This window comes from Streptomyces marinisediminis, from assembly GCF_026262575.1.
In the GTDB taxonomy this organism is placed as follows: Bacteria; Actinomycetota; Actinomycetes; order Streptomycetales; family Streptomycetaceae; genus Streptomyces; species Streptomyces marinisediminis.
Genome location: NZ_JAPKFL010000003.1, coordinates 96706 through 119254, shown reverse-complemented (window position 1 = coordinate 119254; position 22549 = coordinate 96706). Strand labels below are relative to the sequence as shown.

Annotated in this window: 21 protein-coding genes; 9 read left to right on the top strand and 12 right to left on the bottom strand. The window is 71.4% G+C overall.

Annotated elements, in window-relative coordinates; translation table 11 throughout:
* Positions 1–69: 69 nt before the first annotated feature.
* Complete coding sequence (gene map / locus OSB71_RS03520) at positions 70–837, bottom strand: type I methionyl aminopeptidase (RefSeq protein ID WP_265944034.1); 768 nt, start codon at positions 835–837, stop codon at positions 70–72.
* Between the two features lie 73 nt (positions 838–910).
* On the opposite strand from map, the gene OSB71_RS03515 reads away from it, so the two are divergent.
* Positions 911–1186, top strand: coding sequence for a helix-turn-helix domain-containing protein (locus OSB71_RS03515; protein WP_265944032.1), 276 nt, complete (start codon positions 911–913; stop codon positions 1184–1186).
* 112 nt (positions 1187–1298) lie between these two features.
* On the opposite strand, the gene OSB71_RS03510 is transcribed toward OSB71_RS03515, so the two are convergent.
* Both OSB71_RS03510 and OSB71_RS03505 read right to left on the bottom strand, forming a co-directional pair.
* Positions 1299–1727, bottom strand: coding sequence for a VOC family protein (locus OSB71_RS03510; RefSeq protein ID WP_265944030.1), 429 nt, complete (start codon positions 1725–1727; stop codon positions 1299–1301).
* Positions 1728–2099: 372 nt separating this feature from the next.
* Positions 2100–3344 carry an MFS transporter gene (locus OSB71_RS03505; RefSeq protein WP_265944028.1) on the bottom strand — a complete coding sequence of 415 codons (1245 nt, stop codon included), beginning with the start codon at positions 3342–3344 and terminating at the stop codon, positions 2100–2102.
* A gap of 87 nt (positions 3345–3431) precedes the next feature.
* Here OSB71_RS03505 and OSB71_RS03500 point away from each other — a divergent pair, with 87 nt between their 5' ends.
* On the top strand, positions 3432–3890 hold the full coding sequence (locus tag OSB71_RS03500; RefSeq protein WP_265944026.1) for a winged helix-turn-helix transcriptional regulator: 459 nt from the start codon (positions 3432–3434) through the stop codon (positions 3888–3890).
* Positions 3891–4860: 970 nt separating this feature from the next.
* Here the strand turns inward: OSB71_RS03500 and dnaB are convergent.
* The gene (gene dnaB / locus OSB71_RS03495; protein WP_265944024.1) at positions 4861–6423 is read right to left on the bottom strand and encodes a replicative DNA helicase; all 1563 of its coding nucleotides are present in this window, start codon (positions 6421–6423) and stop codon (positions 4861–4863) included.
* A gap of 448 nt (positions 6424–6871) precedes the next feature.
* Here dnaB and OSB71_RS03490 point away from each other — a divergent pair, with 448 nt between their 5' ends.
* Entirely contained in the window at positions 6872–8269 is a 1398-nt protein-coding gene (locus OSB71_RS03490) for an MATE family efflux transporter (protein WP_265944023.1), read from the top strand.
* 275 nt (positions 8270–8544) lie between these two features.
* Here OSB71_RS03490 and rplI read toward each other — a convergent pair whose 3' ends face one another.
* The 4 genes from rplI to rpsF form a co-directional block, all read right to left on the bottom strand.
* Entirely contained in the window at positions 8545–8991 is a 447-nt protein-coding gene (gene rplI / locus OSB71_RS03485; RefSeq protein WP_265944311.1) for a 50S ribosomal protein L9, read from the bottom strand.
* A 16-nt stretch (positions 8992–9007) separates the two neighbouring features.
* A complete protein-coding gene (gene rpsR / locus OSB71_RS03480) occupies positions 9008–9244 on the bottom strand; it encodes a 30S ribosomal protein S18 (protein WP_003978893.1) in 237 nt (78 codons plus the stop codon).
* Between the two features lie 66 nt (positions 9245–9310).
* Positions 9311–9865, bottom strand: coding sequence for a single-stranded DNA-binding protein (locus tag OSB71_RS03475; RefSeq protein WP_265944008.1), 555 nt, complete (start codon positions 9863–9865; stop codon positions 9311–9313).
* 83 nt (positions 9866–9948) lie between these two features.
* Positions 9949–10239, bottom strand: a complete 291-nt coding sequence (rpsF, locus tag OSB71_RS03470; protein ID WP_219046747.1) for a 30S ribosomal protein S6 — start codon at positions 10237–10239, stop codon at positions 9949–9951.
* A gap of 276 nt (positions 10240–10515) precedes the next feature.
* On the opposite strand from rpsF, the gene OSB71_RS03465 reads away from it, so the two are divergent.
* From OSB71_RS03465 to OSB71_RS03455, 3 genes are all read left to right on the top strand, one after another.
* Positions 10516–10833: a hypothetical protein gene (locus tag OSB71_RS03465; protein ID WP_265944005.1), complete on the top strand. Its 318-nt coding sequence runs from the start codon at positions 10516–10518 to the stop codon at positions 10831–10833.
* A 329-nt stretch (positions 10834–11162) separates the two neighbouring features.
* Entirely contained in the window at positions 11163–12284 is a 1122-nt protein-coding gene (locus OSB71_RS03460) for a lipid II:glycine glycyltransferase FemX (RefSeq protein WP_265944003.1), read from the top strand.
* 48 nt (positions 12285–12332) lie between these two features.
* Positions 12333–13364 (top strand): alanine racemase, encoded by a 1032-nt coding sequence (locus OSB71_RS03455; RefSeq protein WP_265944001.1) that lies wholly within the window; start codon positions 12333–12335, stop codon positions 13362–13364.
* Between the two features lie 190 nt (positions 13365–13554).
* Here the strand turns inward: OSB71_RS03455 and OSB71_RS03450 are convergent, their stop codons facing one another.
* On the bottom strand, positions 13555–14637 hold the full coding sequence (locus OSB71_RS03450) for an inositol-3-phosphate synthase (protein WP_265943999.1): 1083 nt from the start codon (positions 14635–14637) through the stop codon (positions 13555–13557).
* A gap of 46 nt (positions 14638–14683) precedes the next feature.
* A complete protein-coding gene (locus tag OSB71_RS03445) occupies positions 14684–15340 on the bottom strand; it encodes a PadR family transcriptional regulator (protein WP_265943997.1) in 657 nt (218 codons plus the stop codon).
* A gap of 507 nt (positions 15341–15847) precedes the next feature.
* Here OSB71_RS03445 and OSB71_RS03440 point away from each other — a divergent pair.
* Entirely contained in the window at positions 15848–18523 is a 2676-nt protein-coding gene (locus tag OSB71_RS03440) for a transglycosylase domain-containing protein (RefSeq protein ID WP_265943996.1), read from the top strand.
* Between the two features lie 155 nt (positions 18524–18678).
* Here the strand turns inward: OSB71_RS03440 and OSB71_RS03435 are convergent, their stop codons facing one another.
* Entirely contained in the window at positions 18679–19131 is a 453-nt protein-coding gene (locus OSB71_RS03435) for a GNAT family N-acetyltransferase (RefSeq protein ID WP_265943994.1), read from the bottom strand.
* A 336-nt stretch (positions 19132–19467) separates the two neighbouring features.
* Between OSB71_RS03435 and OSB71_RS03430 the strand changes: the two genes are divergently transcribed.
* A complete protein-coding gene (locus tag OSB71_RS03430) occupies positions 19468–20886 on the top strand; it encodes a globin domain-containing protein (RefSeq protein ID WP_265943992.1) in 1419 nt (472 codons plus the stop codon).
* Between the two features lie 19 nt (positions 20887–20905).
* Positions 20906–22039, top strand: a complete 1134-nt coding sequence (locus OSB71_RS03425) for a pyridoxamine 5'-phosphate oxidase family protein (RefSeq protein WP_265943990.1) — start codon at positions 20906–20908, stop codon at positions 22037–22039.
* Positions 22040–22060: 21 nt separating this feature from the next.
* Here the strand turns inward: OSB71_RS03425 and OSB71_RS03420 are convergent, their stop codons facing one another.
* Entirely contained in the window at positions 22061–22546 is a 486-nt protein-coding gene (locus tag OSB71_RS03420; protein WP_265943989.1) for an NUDIX domain-containing protein, read from the bottom strand.
* Between the last annotated feature and the right edge of the window lie 3 nt (positions 22547–22549).

Here is a 22549-nt window from a genome sequence, read left to right as displayed (position 1 = left end):
CGGGCCGTGCCCGGGCCGTGCTCCGGGCCGTGCCCGGGCCGTGCTCCGGGCCGTGCTCCGGGCCGCGTCTTAGGGCAGCGTCAGGACGCGCGGCCCGGCTTCCGTCACGGCCACGGTGTGCTCGGCGTGCGCCGCTCGGCTGCCGTCAGCGGTCCGCAGCGTCCAGCCGTCGGCGTCGGCCCGGTAGGCGTCACGGCCGCCGGCCATGAGCATGGGTTCGATGGCGAGCACCAGACCGGGCCGCAGGAGGAGGCCCCGGCCGGGGCGGCCCCGGTTGGGCACGTGCGGGTCCTCGTGCATGCGCCGACCGATGCCGTGGCCCCCGAAGTCGGCGGGCATCCCGCAGCGCGCCTCCCGGGCGACCGTGCCGACGGCATGGGAGATGTCGCCGATGCGCTGCCCCGGCCGGGCGGCGGCGATCCCCGCGTCGAGCGCCCGCTGGGCGGCGTCCATCAGCGCCCGGTCGGCGGGGCGGGGCGTGCCGACGGCGAAGGTGATGGCGGCGTCGCCCGTCCAGCCGTCGAGCTCGGCACCGCAGTCGACGCTCACCAGGTCGCCGTCGCGGAGGCGGTAGCCGGTGGGGATGCCGTGCACGACGGCGTCGTTGACCGAGGCGCAGATGACGCCCGGAAAGGGCGACGGTGCGAAGGAGGGCCGGTAGCCGAGGAAGGGTGAGCGGGCCCGGTTCTCCTCCAGCACGGTGCGGGCGGCCTCGTCCAGTTCCCGCAGGGACACGCCCACGTCGGCCGCCTCCCGGGCCGCGGCGAGGGCCTGGGCGACGACCCGTCCCGCCTCGCGCATCGCGTCCAGCGCGGCTGCGTTCTTGAGCTCCACCATGGTCTGCCACTCCTCGGGCGTTTCGGCCCCGTCTACCTCGACCAATACTTATACCGGTATTAGTATCACGAGCATGGTGAGAACTCCGTTGACTCCATGGGAACGCCAGCGCGGGGAACGGCTCGGGGTGCTGCTGCGGCACGCGCGCGGCGAGCGCAGCATGGTGGAGGTCGCCCTGACGGCCGGGGTGTCGCCGGAGACCCTGCGCAAGATCGAGACGGGCCGGGCCCCGACGCCGGCCTTCTTCACCGTGGCCGCTCTCGCCGGGGCACTCGGCCTCTCCCTGGACGACCTGGCGACCGCCGCCACACCGGAGACCACCGACGACGCCGTCCCCCGATCAGCCTGAGCCGACCCCGGAGCGGCTGACCCGGCGATCCGCGCCACGGCGCCCTGCCAGGGCGGGGCCGCTTCCCGCGTTCCGGCCCCGTGCGGGCGGGCCGGGGCCACGTCGGTGTTACTCAGTCGAGGCAGAACTCGTTGCCCTCGATGTCCTGCATGACGATGCACGAGTGGTTGTCGTCATGCAGAAGTCGCACGCGTACGGCCCCGAGCGGTACCAGGCGCGCGCACTCTGCCTCGAGCGCGGCGAGGCGCTCTTCCCCCACGAGCCCGGTGCCGACCCGCACGTCAAGGTGCAGCCGGTTCTTGACGACCTTGCCCTCGGGGACGCGCTGGAAGAACAGCCGCGGTCCCGCCCCTGTGGGGTCGACGCACGCGAAGCGCGCACCCCGCTCCTCAGGGGGCAGCGCGCGATCCACCTCGCCCCACGTGGCGAACCCCGGCGGTGGCGGCGGGACGACATACCCCAACACCTCGCACCAGAAAAGAGCGAGGCGCTCGGGTTCGGCACAGTCGAAGGTGACCTGGAACTGTCTGATCGGGGCCATTCACTTACGGTAGCGGCGCGCGCCGAGGAGGCGTACCAAGGCGTACGTTCCTCACCTTCGTGTCCTCTCGGTCACGCGGCCGAGACCACCGACGAGAAAGAGGCACGGCACCTGAGACCCTCCACGCGCTGTAGGTTCTCAGCCTCGCTGTCAGGCGGCAGTGCTGTGACCTGCGGTTCCTCTCGCTGTCTCACGTTGCGTCGGTCGTCCGCAGTCTCATGAGCGTGTCATTTCCTCGGACTGCGGCCACCACCGCCTGTACTTCGGTCGGCCCGGGCGGCTCCGGCCCCAAGCCGACCGACATCCAGGCCCTGAGCCCAAGCCTCGAACTGTAGAAGCCACAGAACGCCCACGAAACTTCGCAGCTATTCGTCACCGGCCGGCTGGCTCCGCCTCCTGCTTCTCACCCCACGGCTCGCACGCGCTCGCTGGGTCCCGAGGGCGATGGATGTTTGCGCTATCGCGGGAAACTCGCCAACTCGTCGCCCAGACGGCCAGCGCGCAGACCGCGAATCCGGCCCCGAGGAGACTGGAGCCCGCCCAGCCGTGAGCGGTGAAGATAGCGGTGGTTGCGGCTGCTCCGAGAGCGGAGCCGAGGGAGTAGAAGACCATGTAGCCGCCGATGACGCTGCTGGTGCGCTCCGGGTGCGCGGTGGTGAGCAGGTGCTGGTTGCTCACATGTACAGCCTGGACCGCGAAGTCAAGGGCCACGACTCCGACGATGAGGAGCCCCAGTATCCACGGAAGCTGTGCGATCGCTACCCACGAGAGGACGAGCAGGGTGAGCGCGAAGCCAGCGACCTGAGCCGTCCGCCCCGCATCTGCCCACCGTCCCGCGCGAGCAGCGCCGAGGGCACCAGCGAGTCCCGCGATGCCGAACAATCCGATCTGGCTCTCGCTCAGATGCCACGGCGCGTCCGCAAGCGGCAGGGACAGCCCGCTCCACAGCGTTCCGAACGAGGCGAACAAGAAGAATGCGATGAGCCCGCGCGTCAGCAGGAGACGCTCACCGAACAGGCCGCCGAGTGCAACGACGGCCTGCCTGTATCCCGCGGGTCGGCTCGGACGCTCCTCTGACGGAAGGGCGACGAGAACGAGACCGGCGAGCCCGAGCAACAGCAACGCCAGCAGGGCATAGATGCTGCGCCAACCCCACACATCGGCGAGCGTGCCGGTGACGACCCGCGCGCCCAGGATGCCGACCACAACGCCCGAGGTCACGACACCAATGTTCCGGCCTCGCTCGGCAGGCGGCGAGGCCGATGCGGCGTAGGCCACCGTGGTTTGTACGACGACTGCGAACAGCCCTGCCACCGCGAGCCCCACGAACGCCATCCATGCGGCTGGCGCCAAGGCCGTGAGGACCATGCCTGTCGCGGTGATCGCCAGGTGCACGACGATGAGCCGGCGCCTGCTGACGACCACATCGCCGAACGGCACCAGCAGCACCAGCCCTGCCAAGTAACCGAACTGGCCGGTCGCCACGATCCACCCCGTGTGTGCTGCCGGCACACCGAGATCCCGGCCCATCGGCTCCAGAACCGGCTGCGCAGCGTAGATGCTGGCCACAGCGACGCCACACACCGCCGCGAGGAGCAGCCGCCGCCACACGTCCATCGCACCCCAACCCCAATCAGTAGCAATTTGCAAGCGTTTTGACGGTAGGGCATACTGGTTTCAATCCGCAACTCATTGAGAGGTGTCATGCCGCGCCCTACCACCCGCGCCCCGAAGCCCGACTGGACCGACCCCGACTGCCCCGTCGCCCGCACGCTCGACCTCGTCGGCGACAGATGGAGTCTTCTCGTCATCCGCGACGCGATGGACGGGGCGCGCTCGTTCACCGAGTTCCAGCGACGCACCGGCATCGCTCGCAACATCCTCACCGAGCGCCTGCGCAAGCTCACTGCGTACGGGCTCCTCGCCCAGCGCACCGCGCGGTCAGGCCGCCGTCAGGAATACGTGCTCACCGACGCCGGCCGCGATCTCTTCTCCGTCATCCTCACCCTGCGGCAGTGGGGGGAACGCCACGCCTTCGCTCCGGACGAGGCGCACTCCACCTTGGTCGACGAGCACGGCACCCCTGTGCCAGAGATCGTGCCGACCAGCGCCGACGGCACTCCCCTTGATGCCGGGACCACTCACGTGCAGAAGACTGGATAGAAGGCAAGTCGTCAGACGTCTTCAGATCTCGCAGACACCGGTTGGGTCAAGAGTCGACAGCCACCTGACGCGTGGTTTCCTCACTGGCCGCGGTGGCGCCTTGCAGGTCACGGATGGCCCGGATGACTTGACGCCCGAAGGCCGTGGGAGTGGTCGTCGTGAACCGACCCGACCACAGCAAGCGCAAGACCCCGCACCGAACAAGCTCCGGGGCAGACCCGTCCACCGCGCCGAGGGCCTTTTCGATGGGCATCCCGTCCACGACGGCCCCATCGACTGCTTCCAACAACGCCAGCTCCGATTCGCTCAGCACCTGATACCCCACCCGCGACCCTGAACGACCTGGCGTGTCCAGGCAAAGGTGAAGGCCACCTCCGGCGTCTCCAGCAGGCGACTCGCTTCACACCGACGACCAGCGGCCCCTCCCGGGCCAGCAGCGGGTAGTCGGGTTGTGCTTGCGGACTTTGCCCTGCACCCGCGCCTTCAGCAGGAACGGCTGGGCCGCGATGTGCCGTACCGACGGATCTGAGTCAGCGAGCAGCAGCCGCGCAAGCTCCAGCCTCGACTCCTAGATCACGTGGTCGCGTACCGTCGCCGACCAGTACGTACCCGAGTTGTGCCGTTGCCCGCTGTACCAGCGGAACGTACGCCACGGCGACGCCTGCGGCAGCCGGGAGATCTCCGCAGCCTCCCAGGGGCGGTCCTGCTCAACACTCCCATCGACACGACGGCGGCTCACCATAACGTCGTCAGCCGGTCCGACATCCACGATCCACCCCCTGTCGGCCACTCAGCCCGACATGAGGAGAGTCGCATCGCGCACGTACCGCAGGAGGCAAAGTTCAGGGGCACCACATGATCGGGTGATGCCTTTGAACTGTGGTTCTCCAGCGGGTGTCAGGAGTGCCATCGGCATGACACGACGGCGGAGAAAATGACACGGAAACAGGGAACCTACAACGTGCACGGTTCAGGTCTGGGCCATGTCGACGAAGCGGGAGTAGTGGCCCTGGAAGGCGACGGTGATGGTGGCGGTGGGGCCGTTGCGGTGCTTGGCGACGATGAGGTCGGCCTCGCCTGCGCGCGGGGACTCCTTCTCGTAGGCGTCCTCGCGGTGCAGCAGGATCACCATGTCCGCGTCCTGCTCGATCGAGCCGGACTCACGCAGGTCGGAGACCATCGGCTTCTTGTCCGTGCGCTGTTCCGGGCCGCGGTTGAGCTGGGAGAGGGCGATGACGGGGACCTCCAGCTCCTTGGCGAGCAGCTTGAGGTTACGCGACATCTCCGAGACCTCCTGCTGGCGGGACTCGGGCCGGCGTGAGGCGCCGGACTGCATCAGTTGCAGGTAGTCGATGACGATGAGCTGGAGGTCGTTGCGCTGCTTGAGGCGCCGGCACTTGGCGCGGATCTCCATCATCGTCAGGTTCGGGGAGTCGTCGATGTAGAGCGGCGCGTCGGTCACCTGCGGCATCTGGCGGGCGATCTTGTTCCAGTCGTCGTCCGTCATGCTGCCGGAGCGCATGTGGTGCAGGGCCACGCGGGCCTCGGCGGACAGCAGGCGCATGGCGATCTCGTTGCGGCCCATCTCCAGCGAGAAGATGACGCTGGGCAGGTTGTGCCGGATCGAGCAGGCGCGGGCGAAGTCCAGCGCGAGCGTGGACTTGCCCATCGCGGGGCGGGCGGCGATGACGATCATCTGGCCGGGGTGCAGGCCGTTCGTCAGCGAGTCCAGGTCGGTGAAGCCGGTGGGGACGCCGGTCATCTGGCCGCTGCGCGAGCCGATGGCCTCGATCTCGTCGAGCGCGCCCTCCATGATGTCGGTGAGCGGCAGGTAGTCCTCGGACGTGCGCTGCTCGGTGACGGCGTAGATCTCCGCCTGCGCCGAGTTGACGATCTCGTCCACGTCACCGTCGGCCGCGTACCCCATCTGGGTGATGCGCGTGCCCGCTTCCACCAGGCGGCGCAGGACCGCGCGCTCGTGGACGATCTCCGCGTAGTACTCGGCGTTCGCCGCCGTGGGCACCGTCTGCACCAGGGAGTGCAGGTAGCCGTTGCCGCCCACCTTGGTCAGTTCGCCGCGCCGCGTCAGCTCGGCGGCGACCGTGATGGGGTCGGCCGGCTCCCCTTTGGCGTAGAGGTCCAGGATCGCCTGGTAGATCGTCTCGTGCGCGGGACGGTAGAAGTCCGGTCCCTTGAGGACTTCCACGACGTCGGCGATGGCCTCCTTGGACAGCAGCATGCCGCCGAGGACGGACTGCTCGGCGCCCAGGTCCTGGGGCGGGACGCGCTCGAAGGGACTGCCCGGGTCGAAGCCGCCGGAGCCGGAGCCCGATCCCGCGCCGGTGCCGCCGTCGGCGGGGAAGCCGTCGGCGGGGAAGCCGTCGGCCGCGGGGAACCCGTCGTGCCCGCGTTCGTGCTGCTCGCCGTCCGGTTCGGCGCCGCGCCGCGGGCGGGACACCGGCAGCCGGTCGCCCGCGCGCGTCGCGGGGGCCGCCGTCGCCCACGGGTCCTGCAGGTGCTCGGGCCGAGCCATCCCGCCGCCTCCTCCCGTGCCGCGCCGCAGTGCACCTCTTCCTACGGCACGGCTCTGACAACAGAGCCACCCGACTCCGGTTACGGCGCGACAGGCTCGCGGCGAAGCAGAGGGGAACGAGAGGCGGGCGCCGGACAACGCTACGGCCCCCACCGAGCTGGGCCAATCTGGTTATCCACAGGCCTCTGTGGGTGACGCCGCACATCCTGTGGAGAACCCCGGCCAACCTGTGTACGGCGCGGGGGACAGCACTGTGGAGAAGCCCGAGCCGAGTCCGCCCAACGGCGTTTCACCTGCGCCTTTGCCGTCCACGGGCTGTGCAGGAAAAAAACTTCGCCACACGGCGGAAGTTCCTCGGACTCCGGGGGTGGCACCCGGCTGGCCCACGGTGACAGTAATGGGTAGAATGGGCTTGCGATCATTACCTGTGGATGTTTGTATCACCGACATGCCCGCTTCCCCCTCCAGCTCCCGCGACCGCTCGCCCCGTCCCGCCGACGACGGCGCCGCCGCCGCGCCGTCCCGCGGGCGCGGCGCGCGCCGCCACGACCGGGAGATCCTCGCCCTGGCGCTCCCCGCCTTCGGCGCCCTGGTGGCCGAGCCGCTCTTCCTCATGGCCGACAGCGCGATCGTCGGCCACCTCGGCACGCCCCAGCTCGCCGGCCTGGGCGTCGCCGCCGCCCTCCTCACCACGGGCGTCAACGTCTTCGTCTTCCTCGCCTACGCCACGACCGCGGCCGTCGCCCGCCGGGTCGGGGCCGACGAGCTGCCCGCCGCCATCCGCCAGGGTATGGACGGCATCTGGCTCGCCCTCCTGCTGGGCTTGTGCGTCCTGGCCGTCGGCTACCCCGTCGCACCCGCCCTGGTCGACGCCTTCGGCACCTCGGCCACGGCCGCGCCCCACGCGGTCACCTACCTGCGCGTCAGCCTCCTCGGCATCCCCGCGATGCTCATCGTGCTCGCCGCCACCGGGGTCCTGCGCGGCCTCCAGGACACCCGCACGCCGCTGTACGTGGCCATCGGCGGCTTCACCGCCAACGGCCTGCTGAACTTCGCGCTCGTCTACGGGGCCGGGTGGGGCGTCGCGGGCTCCGCGTGGGGCACGGTGATCGCCCAGTGCGCCATGGCCGCCGTCTACCTCGGAGTCGTCGTCCGCGGCGCCCGCCGCCACGGCGCGTCCCTGCGCCCGGACGCCGCGGGCATCCGCGCCTGCGCCCAGGCGGGGGCGCCGCTGCTCGTCCGCACGCTGTCCCTGCGCGCCGTGCTGCTCATCGCCACCGCCGTCGCCGCCCGGCTGGGCGACGTTCCGGTGGCCGCGCACCAGATCACCCTCACGCTGTGGTCGCTGCTGGCCTTCGCGCTGGACGCCATCGCCATCGCCGGGCAGGCCATCATCGGCCGCTACCTCGGCGCCGGAGACGCGGTCGGGGCGCGGGCGGCGTGCCGGCGCATGGTGCAGTGGGGCATCGCGTCCGGCGTCGTGCTCGGGGTGCTGGTCGCCCTGGCCCGGCCGCTGATCCTGCCGCTGTTCACCAGCGACCCGGCGGTGCACGCCGCGCTGCTGCCCGTGCTCCTGGTCGTCGCCGTCACCCAGCCGATCGCGGGCGTCGTCTTCGTGCTCGACGGCGTGCTCATGGGCGCCGGGGACGGGCCGTACCTGGCCTGGGCCATGCTCGCGGTGCTCGCGGTGTTCGCCCCCGTGGCCCTGCTGGTGCCCACACTCGGCGGTGGGCTGACGGCGCTGTGGTGGACGGTGGCCGGGGTGATGATGGCGACGCGAATGGTCACCCTCTGGTGGCGGGCGCGCTCTGGCCGGTGGGTCGTGACGGGCTCCGTCCGCGTGTGAGGGCGACGGCCGCGCACGGGCCGGACGGGCACGCGCACGGGTTGAACGGTGCGACCGCGCGGCCGCGGCCCGGACGCACGACCGGGGCGGACGCGCGTGGACGGTAGGGGCGCTGGGCGGAGCGACCGCGGCGCGGCGGGGGCGCGCGGGGCGCCCCGGGCGCCCCGGGCGTTGCGGGCGTTGCGGAGGGCGCCTGCGAGCGGGCCCGGACGCGCGAGCGGGCCGCACCCGGCAGGGTGCGGCCCGCTGCGTAGCCGGTCAGGCGTGCGTCGACCTCACGCGGCCTGGACCTCGACGCCGACCTTGGCGACGACATCGGTGTGCAGCCGGACCGAGACCTGGTGCGCGCCCAGGGTCTTGATCGGCGAGCCCAGCTCGATGCGGCGCTTGTCCACGTCGGGACCGCCGGCCGACTTCACCGCGGTGGCGATGTCGGCGGGGGTGACGGAGCCGAAGAGGCGGCCGCCGTCGCCGGCGCGGACCTTCAGGCGCACGTTGGTGCCCTCAAGCTGCGCCTTGACATCGTTCGCCTGCTCGATCGTGGTGATCTCGCGGATCTTGCGGGCGCGGCGGATCTGCTCGACGTCCTTCTCGCCGCCACGGGTCCAGCGGATCGCGAAACCCCGGGGGAGCAGGTAGTTGCGGGCGTACCCGTCGCGCACCTCGACCACGTCGCCGGCGATGCCGAGGCCGGAGACCTCGTTGGTCAGGATGATCTTCATGTCGGTCACCCTTTCCTTATCGCGCGGTGGACGTGTAGGGGAGCAGCGCCATCTCACGGCTGTTCTTCACGGCCGTCGCGACGTCGCGCTGGTGCTGGGTGCAGTTGCCGGTGACCCGGCGGGCACGGATCTTGCCGCGGTCGGAAATGAACTTCCGCAGCAGGTTCGTGTCCTTGTAGTCGACGTAGGAGATCTTCTCCTTGCAGAACACGCAAACCTTCTTCTTCGGCTTGCGAGCAGGCGGCTTCGCCATGGTCTCTCTCCAGTGAGTTCAAGAAGTGTGCGGGTGAACCCGCCGCCGTCGGGCCTGTGCGGGCCGTCAGAACGGGGGCTCGTCCGAGTAGCCGCCGCCGCTGGAGCCGCCGCCCCAGCCGCCGCCGCCACCGCCGCCCTGCTGGCCGCCGCCCGCCGGAGCGCCGGTCGCCCACGGGTCGCCGGCGGGGGCGTTGCCCCCGCCCTGCTGGCCGCCGGAACCGCCGCCCCAGCCGCCGCCCTGCTGGCCGCCGCGCCCGGTGGTCTTGGTGACCTTCGCGGTCGCGTTGCGCAGGCTGGCGCCGACCTCGTCGACGTCCAGCTCGTAGACCGTGCGCTTGATCCCCTCACGGTCCTCGTACGACCGCTGCTTGAGGCGGCCCTGCACGATGACCCGGGTGCCCCGGGTGAGGGACTCGGCGACGTTCTCCGCCGCCTGCCGCCAGACCGAGCAGGTGAGGAACAGGCTGTCGCCGTCCCGCCACTCGTTGGTCTGCCGGTCGAAGGTCCGGGGGGTGGACGCGACGCGGAACTTCGCGACCGCCGCACCGGAAGGGGTGAAGCGCAGCTCGGGGTCGTCGACGAGATTGCCGACGACCGTGATGACGGTCTCGCCTGCCATGGGGTACCTCTCGGCGTGCTGCTGGCTGCTTTGGGCTGCGTAGCGCTGCTACTCGGGACCTTCGTGCGCTGGTGTCGGGTGACTCAGCGGACGGAGGGACGGAGGACCTTGGTCCTGAGAACCGACTCGTTCAGGTTCATCTGACGGTCGAGCTCCTTGACGACCGCGGGCTCGGCCTGCAGGTCGATGACCGAGTAGATCCCCTCGGGCTTCTTGTTGATCTCGTAGGAGAGACGACGACGCCCCCAGGTGTCGACCTTCTCGACCTTGCCCTTGCCCTCGCGGACAACGGCCAGGAAACTCTCGATCAGCGGCGAGACGGAGCGCTCGTCGAGATCGGGGTCGAGGATCACCATCACCTCGTAGTGACGCATGTGTAACCCACCTCCTCTGGACTCGGCGGCCACGGTCGTTCCGTGGCAGGAGGGTCGTATGCGTGACGCCACGGTCCCTGCCGTTGTACCCCCCGCCACTGACAACCCGGGCGTTCGGCCTGGGGAGCGGAGGCGGGCACGGCAGACACCGGTGCAGACGCCACAGCCTACCCGCCACGGCCCTCCCGGTTGAAATCCGGGCCGAGCACCCCGCAACCTGGACACATCGGGTGTGAGCGGTGCCACAGCACACCGCCGACCGGTAGGAGGTGCCTCATGGCGCAGGCAGCAAGGCAACACCACGGCCCCCTCTCCTTCCTCGACACCGACGGCCAGGCGCACCCCCGGGAGAACGCCTTCGCCGTGGCGGTGATCGTGCTGGGCGCGGTCGCGGCCGTCACGTCCCTCTTCCCCGGCCTCCATCTGCTGGCCTCGTGGGCGGGGCTGATCGGCATCGGGGTCGGGCTGTGGGGCCAGATGATCTCCGCGACGACCGCGGAGCGGTTCCTGTTGGTCATCGGCCTGGGTGCCTCGGCCTTCGGTTTCTACCTCGGCATGTCCCACGGCGGCCTCTTCGGCGGCCTCCTCGGCTGACGGGCCCCGGCTCTCCGGCGCGGGGAGCGGCCTCCCGGGACGACGGAGGCGGGCGCCGGGAGTGACGGGGCGGCGGCTCGGCCGGCGGCGGACACGTCCCCGCGCCCGGGGCGACGCCAGCTCGGCGGTCGCGCACGTCGGCGCGCGGTCGCCGGACGTCGGCTCCGCGTCCGGCGTGCTCCGTCCCGGCGTGCCTCGGTTCCGGTTGCCGCACCGCCGCCCCGCGCGGTCGGCGGTGCGGCGCCGCCCTCGACACCACGTGGGGCGCGCGCCCCGACGAGTAGGCTTCGCGCCAGACCCTGCGAAGTACGCCGGAGGAGCGCCCCCGTATGAGCCTGACCCTGAGGACCATCAGCCGCGAGGAACACCTGGCGTACATCCGGTCCCTGCCCTCGGCGAGCCACTGCCAGGTGCCCGCGTGGGCGGACGTGAAGACCGAGTGGCGCGCGGAGAACCTGGGCTGGTTCGACGACCGCACCGGCGAACTGGTGGGCGCGGGCCTCGTCCTCTACCGACAGCTTCCCAAGGTCAAGCGGTACCTGGCCTACCTCCCCGAGGGTCCGGTGATCAACTGGCACTCGCCGAACCTGGAGGAGTGGCTCAAACCGATGCTCGCCCACCTCAAGGGCAAGGGCGCGTTCTCGGTGAAGATGGGCCCGCCGGTGGTCATCCGGCGCTGGAACGCCGCGGCCATCAAGAAGGGCATCCAGGACCCCGAGGTCAAGCGCCTGCGGGACGTGGAGCCCACGTTCATCGAGCCCCGCGCCTTCGAGGTGGCGGACAAGCTGCGCCGCATGGGCTGGCAGCAGGGCGAGGACGGCGGCGCCGGCTTCGGTGACGTCCAGCCGCGCTACGTCTTCCAGGTGCCGCTGGAGAACCGCAGTCTGGACGAGGTGCACAAGGGCTTCAACCAGCTCTGGCGGCGCAACATCAAGAAGGCCGAGAAGGCCGGCGTCGAGGTGGTGCAGGGTGGCTACGAGGACCTGGCGGAATGGCAGCGCCTGTACGAAGTGACGGCCGAGCGCGACCGCTTCCGCCCGCGCCCGGTGGGCTACTTCCAGCAGATGTGGAAGGCGCTCAACAACGAGGACCCGAACCGGATGCGGCTGTACTTCGCCCGGCACGAGGGTGAGAACGTGGCGGCGGCCACGATGCTCGTCGTCGGTGGCCACGTCTGGTACTCCTACGGCGCCTCCGCGAACCACAAGCGCGAGGTGCGGCCGTCCAACGCCATGCAGTGGCGGATGCTGCAGGACGCCTACGCCCTGGGGGCCGGCGTCTACGACCTGCGCGGCATCTCCGACTCGCTGGACGACAGCGACCACCTCTTCGGCCTGATCCAGTTCAAGGTCGGCACCGGTGGGGAGGCGGCGGAGTACCTCGGTGAGTGGGACTTCCCGCTCAACAAGCTGCTGCACAAGGCGCTCGACATCTACATGTCGCGACGCTGACGCCTGATCCGCACCACGCCCCGTACACGAGAAAGGTCACCCACCGGCATGGCGCTCTCCCTCTACGTCGACACCCCTCGCTGGCGAGCGCACCAGCAGTCGGTGCTCCAGCAGTTCCCGGGCATCGTGCCGGTCTGCAAGGGCAACGGCTACGGGTTCGGTCACCAGCGGCTGGCGGAGGAGGTCACCGGCTTCGGCTCCGACATCCTGGCGGTCGGCACCACGTACGAGGCCGCCCGGATGAAGGACTGGTTCAGCGGTGACCTGCTCGTCCTGACGCCGTTCCGGCGCGGTGAGGAGCCGGTGCCGCTGCCGGACCGGGCGATCCGCACGGTCTCCTCGGTGGACGGCGTGGGTTCGCTCGTCGGCGCCCGGGTCGTCGTCGAGGTGATGAGCTCGATGAAGCGGCACGGCGTCGCGGAGCAGGACCTCGGCAAGCTGCACGCCGCGATCGAGAACGTGCGGCTGGAAGGCTTCGCCATCCACCTCCCGCTGGACCGCACGGACGGCTCGGACGCCGTCGAGGAGGTCATCGGCTGGATGGACCGGCTGCGCGCCGCCCGGCTCCCGCTGGAGACGATGTTCGTCAGCCACCTCAGTGCCGACGAGTTCGCCCGCCTCCAGCAGCAGTTTCCGCAGACCCGGTTCCGTGCTCGCATCGGGACGCGGCTGTGGCTGGGGGACCACACGGCGACCGAGTACCGGGGTTCCGTGCTGGACGTCACGCGGGTGGCCCGGGGCGACCGGTTCGGCTACCGGCAGCAGAAGGCGCAGCACGACGGGTGGCTCGTGGTGGTCGCGGGCGGCACCTCCCACGGCGTCGGCCTGGAGGCGCCGAAGGCGCTGCACGGCATGACCTCGCGGGCCAAGGGCGTCGCACGGGCGGGCCTGGCCACCGTGAACCGCAACCTCTCCCCCTTCGTCTGGGGCGGTAAGCAGCGGTGGTTCGCGGAGCCGCCGCACATGCAGGTGTCGATCCTGTCCGTGCCGGCCGACGCACCCGAGCCGCACGTCGGCGACGAGATGGTGGCGCACCTGCGGCACACCACCACGCACTACGACCGGCTCGTGGAGGGCTGAGTCCGCGGCCCGCGCCGGGGGCCGCACATGCGGACGGGGTCGTGTTTCACGTGAAACACGACCCCGTCCGCATGTGCCGGGTGGTGCGGACCCGGCTCGGTGGCGCGCGCTCAGTCCGGAGCGCCGCCCCGCCCGCTGACCTCTCGGCGCCGTCGCTCGGCGCCGGGGGCGGGAAACGACCGGCGCTGCGTCAGCGCTCGACCTCGCCCTTGATGAACTTCTCGACGTTCTCCCGCGCCGCGTCGTCGAAGTACTGCACGGGCGGGGACTTCATGAAGTAGGAGGAGGCCGACAGGATCGGGCCGCCGATGCCCCGGTCCTTGGCGATCTTCGCGGCGCGCAGCGCGTCGATGATGACACCGGCCGAGTTCGGGGAGTCCCAGACCTCCAGCTTGTACTCCAGGTTCAGCGGAACGTCGCCGAAGGCACGGCCCTCCAGGCGCACGTACGCCCACTTGCGGTCGTCCAACCAGGCGACGTAGTCGGAGGGGCCGATGTGCACGTTGTGCTCGCCCAGGTCCCGGTCGGGGATCTGGGAGGTGACGGCCTGGGTCTTGGAGATCTTCTTGGACTCCAGCCGGTCGCGCTCCAGCATGTTCTTGAAGTCCATGTTGCCGCCGACGTTGAGCTGCATCGTGCGGTCCAGGATGACGCCCCGGTCCTCGAACAGCTTTGCCATGACCCGGTGGGTGATGGTCGCGCCGACCTGCGACTTGATGTCGTCACCGACGATCGGGACGCCGGCCTCGGTGAACTTGTCCGCCCACTCCTTGGTACCGGCGATGAACACCGGCAGCGCGTTGACGAACGCCACCCCGGCGTCGATCGCGGCCTGGGCGTAGAACTCGACGGCCGTCTGGGAACCGACGGGCAGGTAGCAGACCAGAACGTCGGCCTGGGCGTCCTTGAGCGCCCGCACCATGTCGACCGGCTCCTCGGCCGACTCCTCGATGGTCTCCCGGTAGTACCGGCCCAGACCGTCGTAGGTGTGGCCGCGCTGCACCGTCACACCGCTGGTGGGCACATCGCAGATCTTGATGGTGTTGTTCTCGCTGGCGCCGATGGCGTCGGCCAGGTCCAGGCCCACCTTCTTGGTGTCCACGTCGAAGGCGGCGACGAACTCGATGTCGCTGATGTGGTAGTCGCCGAACTGGACGTGCATCAGACCCGGGACGCGGCTGTCCGGGTCGGCATCCTTGTAGTACTCGACGCCCTGCACCAGCGAGGCGGCGCAGTTGCCCACACCGACGATGGCTACGCGAACCGAACCCATTCCGGTTGCTCCCTGTGTACTCGATGAGGCCCGCACGGTGCGGAACTCAGGTGGTGTCTTCGGACGAATCCGGCCGGGCAACGCCCCGGGGCCGGGGCTGATCGCCCGTCTCTCGTGTCTGGCGGTCCGGCTCACGCCGACCGCGCCCGGCCCGCTCGCTCTCGATCAGTTCGTTGAGCCAGCGGACTTCCCGCTCCACGGACTCCATGCCGTGGCGCTGGAGCTCCAGCGTGTAGTCGTCCAGCCGTTCGCGGGTGCGGGCCAGGGAGGCGCGCATCTTGTCGAGGCGCTCCTCCAGGCGGCTGCGCCGCCCCTCCAGGACGCGCATGCGCACGTCCCGCGAGGTCTGGCCGAAGAAGGCGAAGCGCACGCCGAAGTGCTCGTCCTCCCAGGCGTCGGGCCCGGTCTGGGCGAGAAGCTCCTCGAAGTGCTCCTTCCCCTCCGCGGTGAGCCGGTAGACGATCTTGGCCCGCCGGCCCCCGAGGGGAGCGGCACGCGGGTCCTCCGGTGGGCCGCCCTCCTCTTCGACGATCCAGCCCTGTTGGACCAGCGCCTTGAGGCAGGGGTAGAGCGAGCCGTAGCTGAACGCGCGGAACACCCCGAGCGACGTGTTGAGCCGCTTACGCAGCTCGTAACCGTGCATGGGGGCCTCGCGCAGCAGGCCGAGGACGGCGAACTCGAGGATGCCGGACCGTCTGCTCATGAACGCTCCACTCCTCTCCTCGTGGTGTCCGCCGGTCGCCGCGAGCCGATGCGCACGCCGTGCGCCGCGTCCGCACACCGCCGTGGCGCACCGCCCCCGCACGCCCCGCGCACCGCCGTGGGGCGTGCCGGGCCGTCCCGGGCGGGACGCCGTGGAGGTGTACCGCTGCGACGTACCGCTGCGATGTACCGCGCCGATGTATCGACTCGATACATCCAGACGATAGAACCCGCCGCGTGGTGCGGCAAGCGCGGGGTGGGTGTCCGGGGTCACATTCGCGCTCGGGCCCCCGGACTGGTCGCCTTTCGGGTGAATGTCCGGTAAAGCAGGTTTTGGTGCTGCGTACCCTGTCGCTGTGCAGAGACCACCGGGAACCGTGTGCCGCGAGCCTGCGTCCTCGTCCCGGGTGAAGTGCGCCCCTGTCCTCCGGCCGGGCCGCACGTCGGGGGACCGGAAGTACACTGCCGCCTTCAGGCGTGAGTGCCTGACCGAGGAGTAGCTGTTCCCATGAGCGAGCACCGCCGCAAGCCGCCGCCGCAGCGCGGCCGCCGCGCCGCGTCGCCGGCACCCGGCCGCCGCGCGGCCATGCCGCCCAGCGGGCCCACCACCAGCTCCTACGGTCCGCCTGACGAGCGGCCGTACGGAGGCCGGGCCGAGGCCCGGCGGGCGGCCCAGCGCGGCAAGGGCGGCCGCCGCCGTCCGCAGGCGGGCGGCGCCGCCGCGGGCGGCACCACCGTCATCGGCCGCGGTCGCCGCCCGGAGCCGGCCGCCAAGAAGCGCTTCATCGACTACCCGCGCTCGGGCAAGTCGGGCTTCCGCCGCTGGACGCCGTCGTTCAAGCAGGTCACCGGCCTGACGTTCTCCGGGCTGCTCGCGCTGATCGGTCTCTTCGCGATCGGCTACGCCTGGGTGGAGGTCCCCACCGAGGCGAACGCCGCCGCCACCCAGCAGAGCAACATCTACTACTGGGCCGACGGCACGGTGCTGGCCCAGGAGGGCTCCAAGAACCGGCAGAACCTCAAGTACGAGGACATCCCGAGCGAGATGCAGGAGGCGGTGGTCGCCGCCGAGAACGCGACGTTCTGGGAGGACTCGGGCGTCGACCCGAGGGGCATCGGCCGCGCGCTGCTCAACATGGCCACCGGTGGGGACACCCAGGGCGGCTCGACGATCACGCAGCAGTACGTCAAGAACAACTTCTTGACCCAGGATCAGACGCTCTCCCGCAAGTTCAAGGAACTCTTCATCTCCATCAAGGTGGGGGCCGAAGAGGACAAGGAATCCATCATGCGGGGGTACCTGAACACCGCGTACTACGGGCGCAACGCCTACGGTCTCCAGGCCGCGGCGCAGGCCTACTTCGGCAAGGACGCCGTCGACCTCGACCGGAGCCAGAGCACCTTCCTCGCCACCGTCCTCAAGGGCCCCGACCTCTACGACCCCGCGGGCGGCGTGACCGAAGGGGCCACGGCCGAGGCGAACACCGACCGCGCCAAGAAGCGCTACGCGTGGATCCTGCAGCGCCAGGTCGACCTCAAGATCATCAGCAAGCAGGAGCGGGACGAACTCGCGCAGTTCCCCGAGATCAAGGAGCGCGCCCCGGCGGGCAGCGGCGACACCGCCCAGACGAGCTACCTGGTCGAGACGGCGAAGCGGTACGTGCTGGCCAAGACGGACGTGACGGTCAAGGACTTCGAGCTCGGCGGCTACGAGATCCAGACCACCTTCGAGAAGGACAAGGTGCAGGCGCTGGAGCAGGCCGTCGAGGCGGCCCGGGACGAGCACCTGAAGCCGGAGGAGCGCGAGATGGACGAGTTCGTCCAGTTCGGCGCGGCCTCGGTGAAGCCGAACGACGGCGCCATCATCGCCCTCTACGGCGGCGCCGGCGCGGAGAACGGCCACTACGCGAACAACGCGGACACCTCCGGCGTGCCGGTCGGCTCGACGTGGAAGCCGTTCGTGCTGGCCGCCGCCATGGAGCACGGCACCTACCGCAGTGACCGCGTGGGCATCTCACCGGAGAGCAAGTACAACGGCGACAACGAGATCGTCATCAAGAACCAGGACGGCTCGGACTACCTCACGGACAAGAACGAGCCCTTCCGCCAGGTCAACGACGGCAACCGGGACTACGACTACATCACCCTGCGCGACGCCATGAGGGTCTCGGCGAACTCGCCCTTCGTCCAGCTCGGCATGGACGTCGGCATGGACAAGGTGCGCGACGTGGCGGCCGCGGCCGGCATCAGCGAGCACAGCTTCGCCACCGTCGAACCCTCCTTCGCGCTCGGCACGTCCACGCCGTCGGCCATCCGCATGGCGGACGCGTACGCCACGTTCGCCGCCTCCGGCACGCAGACCGAGCCGTACTCGGTGACCGAGGTGAAGCTCAACGGCGAGCCCGAGGACGGGTTCGAGAAGCCGAAGAAGGAACAGGCCATCGACCGGAACGTGGCCGACATGGTCACCGACGTGCTCCAGGGCGTCATCGCTCCGGACGGCACCGGGGCCAACGCGCTGGAGCTGGGCCGCCCGGCGGCGGGCAAGACCGGAACGACCGACCAGAACAAGTCGGCCTGGTGGGTCGGGTACACCCCGCAGCTCTCCACGGCCGTGACGATGTTCCGCGAGGACGCCACCAACCCCGGCCTGCTCTCGATGAACGGCACCGGCGGCAAGGACTCGATCCACGGTGGCGACATCCCGACCGCCGTGTGGACGACGTACATGAAGGCGGCGCTGGAGGGCCTGCCCCCGGAGGACTTCCCCGAGCCCTCGCCGATCACCGAGGTCGCCGACGGCCCCGGCGTGCCGCAGCCGAAGCCCGAGCCGGACCCGGAGCCCACCGAGGAGGAGGAGTCCGAGGAGCCCGAGCCCGAGCCCGAGGAGTCGCAGTCCGAGGAGCCCGAGCCGCCGCCCTCCCCGGAGCCCACCGAGACCGAGACCTGCGAGGTGTGGGACTTCGACTGCGACGACGGGGGCGGCCAGGACGCCGGTACCAGCACGGGCCAGGACGGCGGCCAGGACGGCGGTCAGGACGGCGGTCAGGACGGCGGTCAGGACGGTGGCACGGACGAGGGCCGGAGCAGCGGCGGCCCGGGTGGCGGCCAGCCGGACGGCGGCACGACGGGCGAGCCCGGCGACAGCCAGGGCGGCTGGCTCGCCGGTCGGCGCGGCGAGTAGCGCGACGGCCCTGAACCGGCGCGCCCGGCCGCCGGCCGTCCGGCGCCACCACGGCGGCGGTCGGCGGCCGGGCGCGCGAGGCCGCGTCCGGGCTCCGCGCCCGGACCCGTGGACGCCGACGGTCCCGGAGGCCGGGCGCGAGGCGGTGGCCGCGCTCAGAGGGTCTGCTTGAACCCCACGTGGGAGGCCGTGAACCCGAGGCGCTCGTAGAAGCGGTGGGCGTCGGTGCGGGAGGCGTCCGAGGTGAGCTGCACCAGCGCGCACCCCAGCCGCCGCGCCTCGTCCACCGCCCACCGGACCAGCTCGCTGCCCAGGCCGCTGCCGCGCTCGTCGGCGTGCACGCGCACGGCCTCGACGAGCGCCCGCTCGGCGCCGCGCCGGGACAGCCCGGGAACGACAGTGAGCTGCAGCGTGCCCACGGCGCGTCCGGCGCGCTCGGCCACGACGAGGTGTTGCCGCGGGTCGGCGGCGAGGGCGGCGTAGGCGGTGCGGTAGGGGCCGAGGTCGTCGGGCGTCTCGCGGGTGGCGCCCAGCGGGTCGTCGGCCAGCATCGCGACGATGGCCGCGAGGTCGTCCTCCGCGGCACGGCGTATCACGAGAGCGCTCATGCGCGCAGCCTATTGCGGTCTTCCGTGGCCGGGCCCACCGGCTGCGGGCGTACCGTGCGAAATGTGCTCCGGTGAGGCGCGCGCTACGGACGGTGGTTTCCGTCCAGGGTGGGTGAAATCTGGGCGGAATCGCGGAATTGCTCACTCCCGCACGGCACTTGTGCATGGATGAGGTAACGGTATGGTCGAGGCCGCATCACGCCGCAATGCTCGGTCGGACGTCGTCCCCACCCGGAATCCGCGGTGACATCACCGCGTCAGACAGGGGAAAGAGACGTGGCACTTCCCGCTGGGAAGTGCGGCAACGGCCAGAAGACGTAGAGGACGAGGCACGCCATGACCACCATGTCGGCTGACAACGGTATACCCGGCTCCGGCTCCGGCAGCGATGGTGACTGGGGCTGGTTCTCCCCGCCCAAGCACAGGCCAGAGGCCGAGCCCGGGGCAGGCGCCGAGCAGGGGGCGGGGGCCGGGCCGGGAGCGGGGCCCGAGCCGGCGCGGCCGGGGCCCGGCGGCCTCCCGGGCCGGCCGGACGCGGCGCCGGCGCCGTCCGCACCCGAGCGCGACCGCGCGACCGCGCCGACGCCCCCGGGAGCGGCCCGCGAGAGCGCGCCCCCCACCGCCGACACCACCCTGATCCGGCGCACCCTCGAGGAGATCGAACCCACGTCGGACGCCGTGACCGCCTACTTCTACGCGCTGCTGTTCGTCCGCCACCCGCAGCTCCGCGACCTCTTCCCCGCCGCGATGGACGCCCAGCGCGACCGTCTGTTCAAGGCCCTGCTCACCGCCGCCCAGCACGCCGACAACGCCGCCGTGCTCACCGAGTACCTCACCGGGCTCGGGCGCGGTCACCGCAAGTACGGCACCAGGCCCGAGCACTACCCGGCCGTCGGCGAGTGCCTGCTGGCCGCGCTCTCCCGCTACGCGCACCAGAGCTGGTCGCCGCAGACGGAGGCCGCCTGGGTGCGGGCGTACACGACCATCTCGCAGATCATGATCGACGCCGCCGCCGAGGACGAGCTGCACGCGCCGGCCTCGTGGAACGCCGAGATCGTCGGGCACGAGCAGCGCACGGACGACATCGCGGTCATCACCGTCCGGCCGGACCAGCCGTACCCGTTCCTCGCCGGGCAGTACACGGCGCTGGAGACGCCGTGGTGGCCCCGCGTGTGGCGCAACTACTCGTTCGCCGCGGCGCCGCGCCCCGACGGCCTGCTCAGCTTCCACGTGAAGGCGGTGCCGGCCGGATGGGTCTCCGGCGCGCTGGTGCGCCGCGCGCGCCCCGGCGACGTGCTGCGGCTCGGCCCGCCCACCGGGAACATGACGGTCGACCACCGCACCGACAGCGGCCTGCTGTGCCTGGGCGGCGGAACCGGTATCGCGCCGATCAAGGCGCTCGTGGAGGACGTCGCGGAGCACGGCCGACCGCGCCCGGTTGAGGTGTTCTACGGCGCCCGCCGCGAGCACGACCTCTACGACCTGGAGACCATGCTCACACTGGAGACCCAGCACCCCTGGCTCTCGGTGCGCCCGGTGGTGGCCGACGGCTGCCCGGTGCGCGCCGCCGGGCTGGCGGGCGAGCTGCCCGACGCCGTCCGCGGGGCGGGACGGTGGGGCGCGTACGACGGATACGTCTCGGGGCCGCCCGGAATGGTCCGCAGCGGGATTGACGCGCTGGTGGGAGCTGGGATACCCGTCAACCGCATACGGCACGATTCTCTGGAGGAACTCGTGGCGGCCGCGGAAGAGTGAGCGAGTGGAAGCGGGAGACGTGGCAGTGCACGACAGCGGGAGCCGACCGGGCAGCGCGGGGGAGCACGAGATACAGGCGGAGCTCGGCTCCACGGAACGGGCGGACCGCTTCTACGGCGACCAGATGCTGGACCACCTGAACGAACGCATGCGTGAGTTCACCCGGCGTCAGGAAATGTTCTTCCTCGCGACGTCGGACCGGAACGGCTCCTGCGACAGCACCTTCCGCGCCGGCCCGCCCGGGTTCGTCCAGGTGCTGGACGAGCGCACCCTCGCCTTTCCGGAGTACCGGGGCAACGGCGTACACGCCAGCCTCGGCAATATCCGCGAGAATCCCCAGCTCGGCATCCTGCTCGTCGATTTCCTCCAGGCCCGGATCGGTCTGCACGTCAACGGCACCGCCGAGATCCTGCGCGACGCCGAACTGCGCGCCGAGTACCCGCACCTGCCCCACGACCCGGTGCCGGGCCGGCGCGCGGAGCTGTGGGTGCGGGTGAGCGTCGAGGAGGCGTACATCCACTGCGCCAAGCACATCCCGCACCTCCAGCACGCGCCGAAGGGGGCGGCCAGGGAGGGGCGGGCCTGGGGCTCGGACGACTCACGGCGCAAGGGCGGCGACTACTTCGGCGCGGCCCGGGACCGCGCCGCCCGGGAGGCCACCGCGCGGGAGCGGGCTGCCGGGGAGGGGGAGCCGACGCGGGCCGACGCGGCCGGGCAGGCGCCGTCCGCCCCTGCCTCGGCCGTGTCCCCGGTCCCGGAGGCGAGTGGCGGGGCTCGCAGGCCCGGGCCGCCGCCGACCGGGGCGGCCGTCCCGCCCCCGCCCGCACACCCGCCCGTGGCGGCGCCGCTCGCGGGCGCCGTCCCACCGCAGCCGACGCGCGCACCTGCCGCACCGGCCGAGCCGGTGGCGCCGAGCGCGCCGACGACGGGCTCGGGGGACGCACCGGACACCACCGCACCGGACGTCGCACTCGACGCCACCGCGCCGGGGCCCGCGCCGGACGCCGTCTCCGGTACCGCGTCCGGGGAGGCGCCCCTGTCCGCGCAGGCGTGGCGGGAGCGGGCGAAGCGGTTGCTCGCCGAGGTCGAGGCCCGCAGGCCGCCGGGTGGCGCGGTGCCGTACGAGGAGTGGTTCAGCGGCCGACGGGGCTGAGTCCCCGGCGCGCCGCTCCGCTCACCCCAGGTCCGGGAGCAGCAGGGCCCTGAGCCCCTCGACGTTGCGCTCCAGGTACGCGCGCAGCGTGGGCGGGACGAGGTTCACGGAGGTCACGCCCTCGCGGGTGAACGGCAGGCGCACCACCTCGTACCGCCCGCACGGCTCCTCCACCTCGGGGCCGTGCCGTCGGCCGAGGTCCATCGAGGCGAGGCGGCACGCGAAGAAGTGCTGCACCTTCACCCCGCCGCCGGTGCCCTCCGGCACGGTGTCGACGAAGGCGGGCACTACGTCGACCACCTTCGCGCCCAGCTCCTCGTCCACCTCGCGGTGCAGCGCGGCCGTCACGGACTCGTCCACGGGTTCCACGCCGCCGCCCGGGGTGATCCAGTAGGGCTCCTCGCCGGGCTTGGTGCGCTTGATGACGATCAGCGCGTCGCCGTCGAGCAGGATGGCGCGCGCGGTGCGCTTGACGACGGGACGGGCGGCGGGACGGTCCGGAGCCATGCC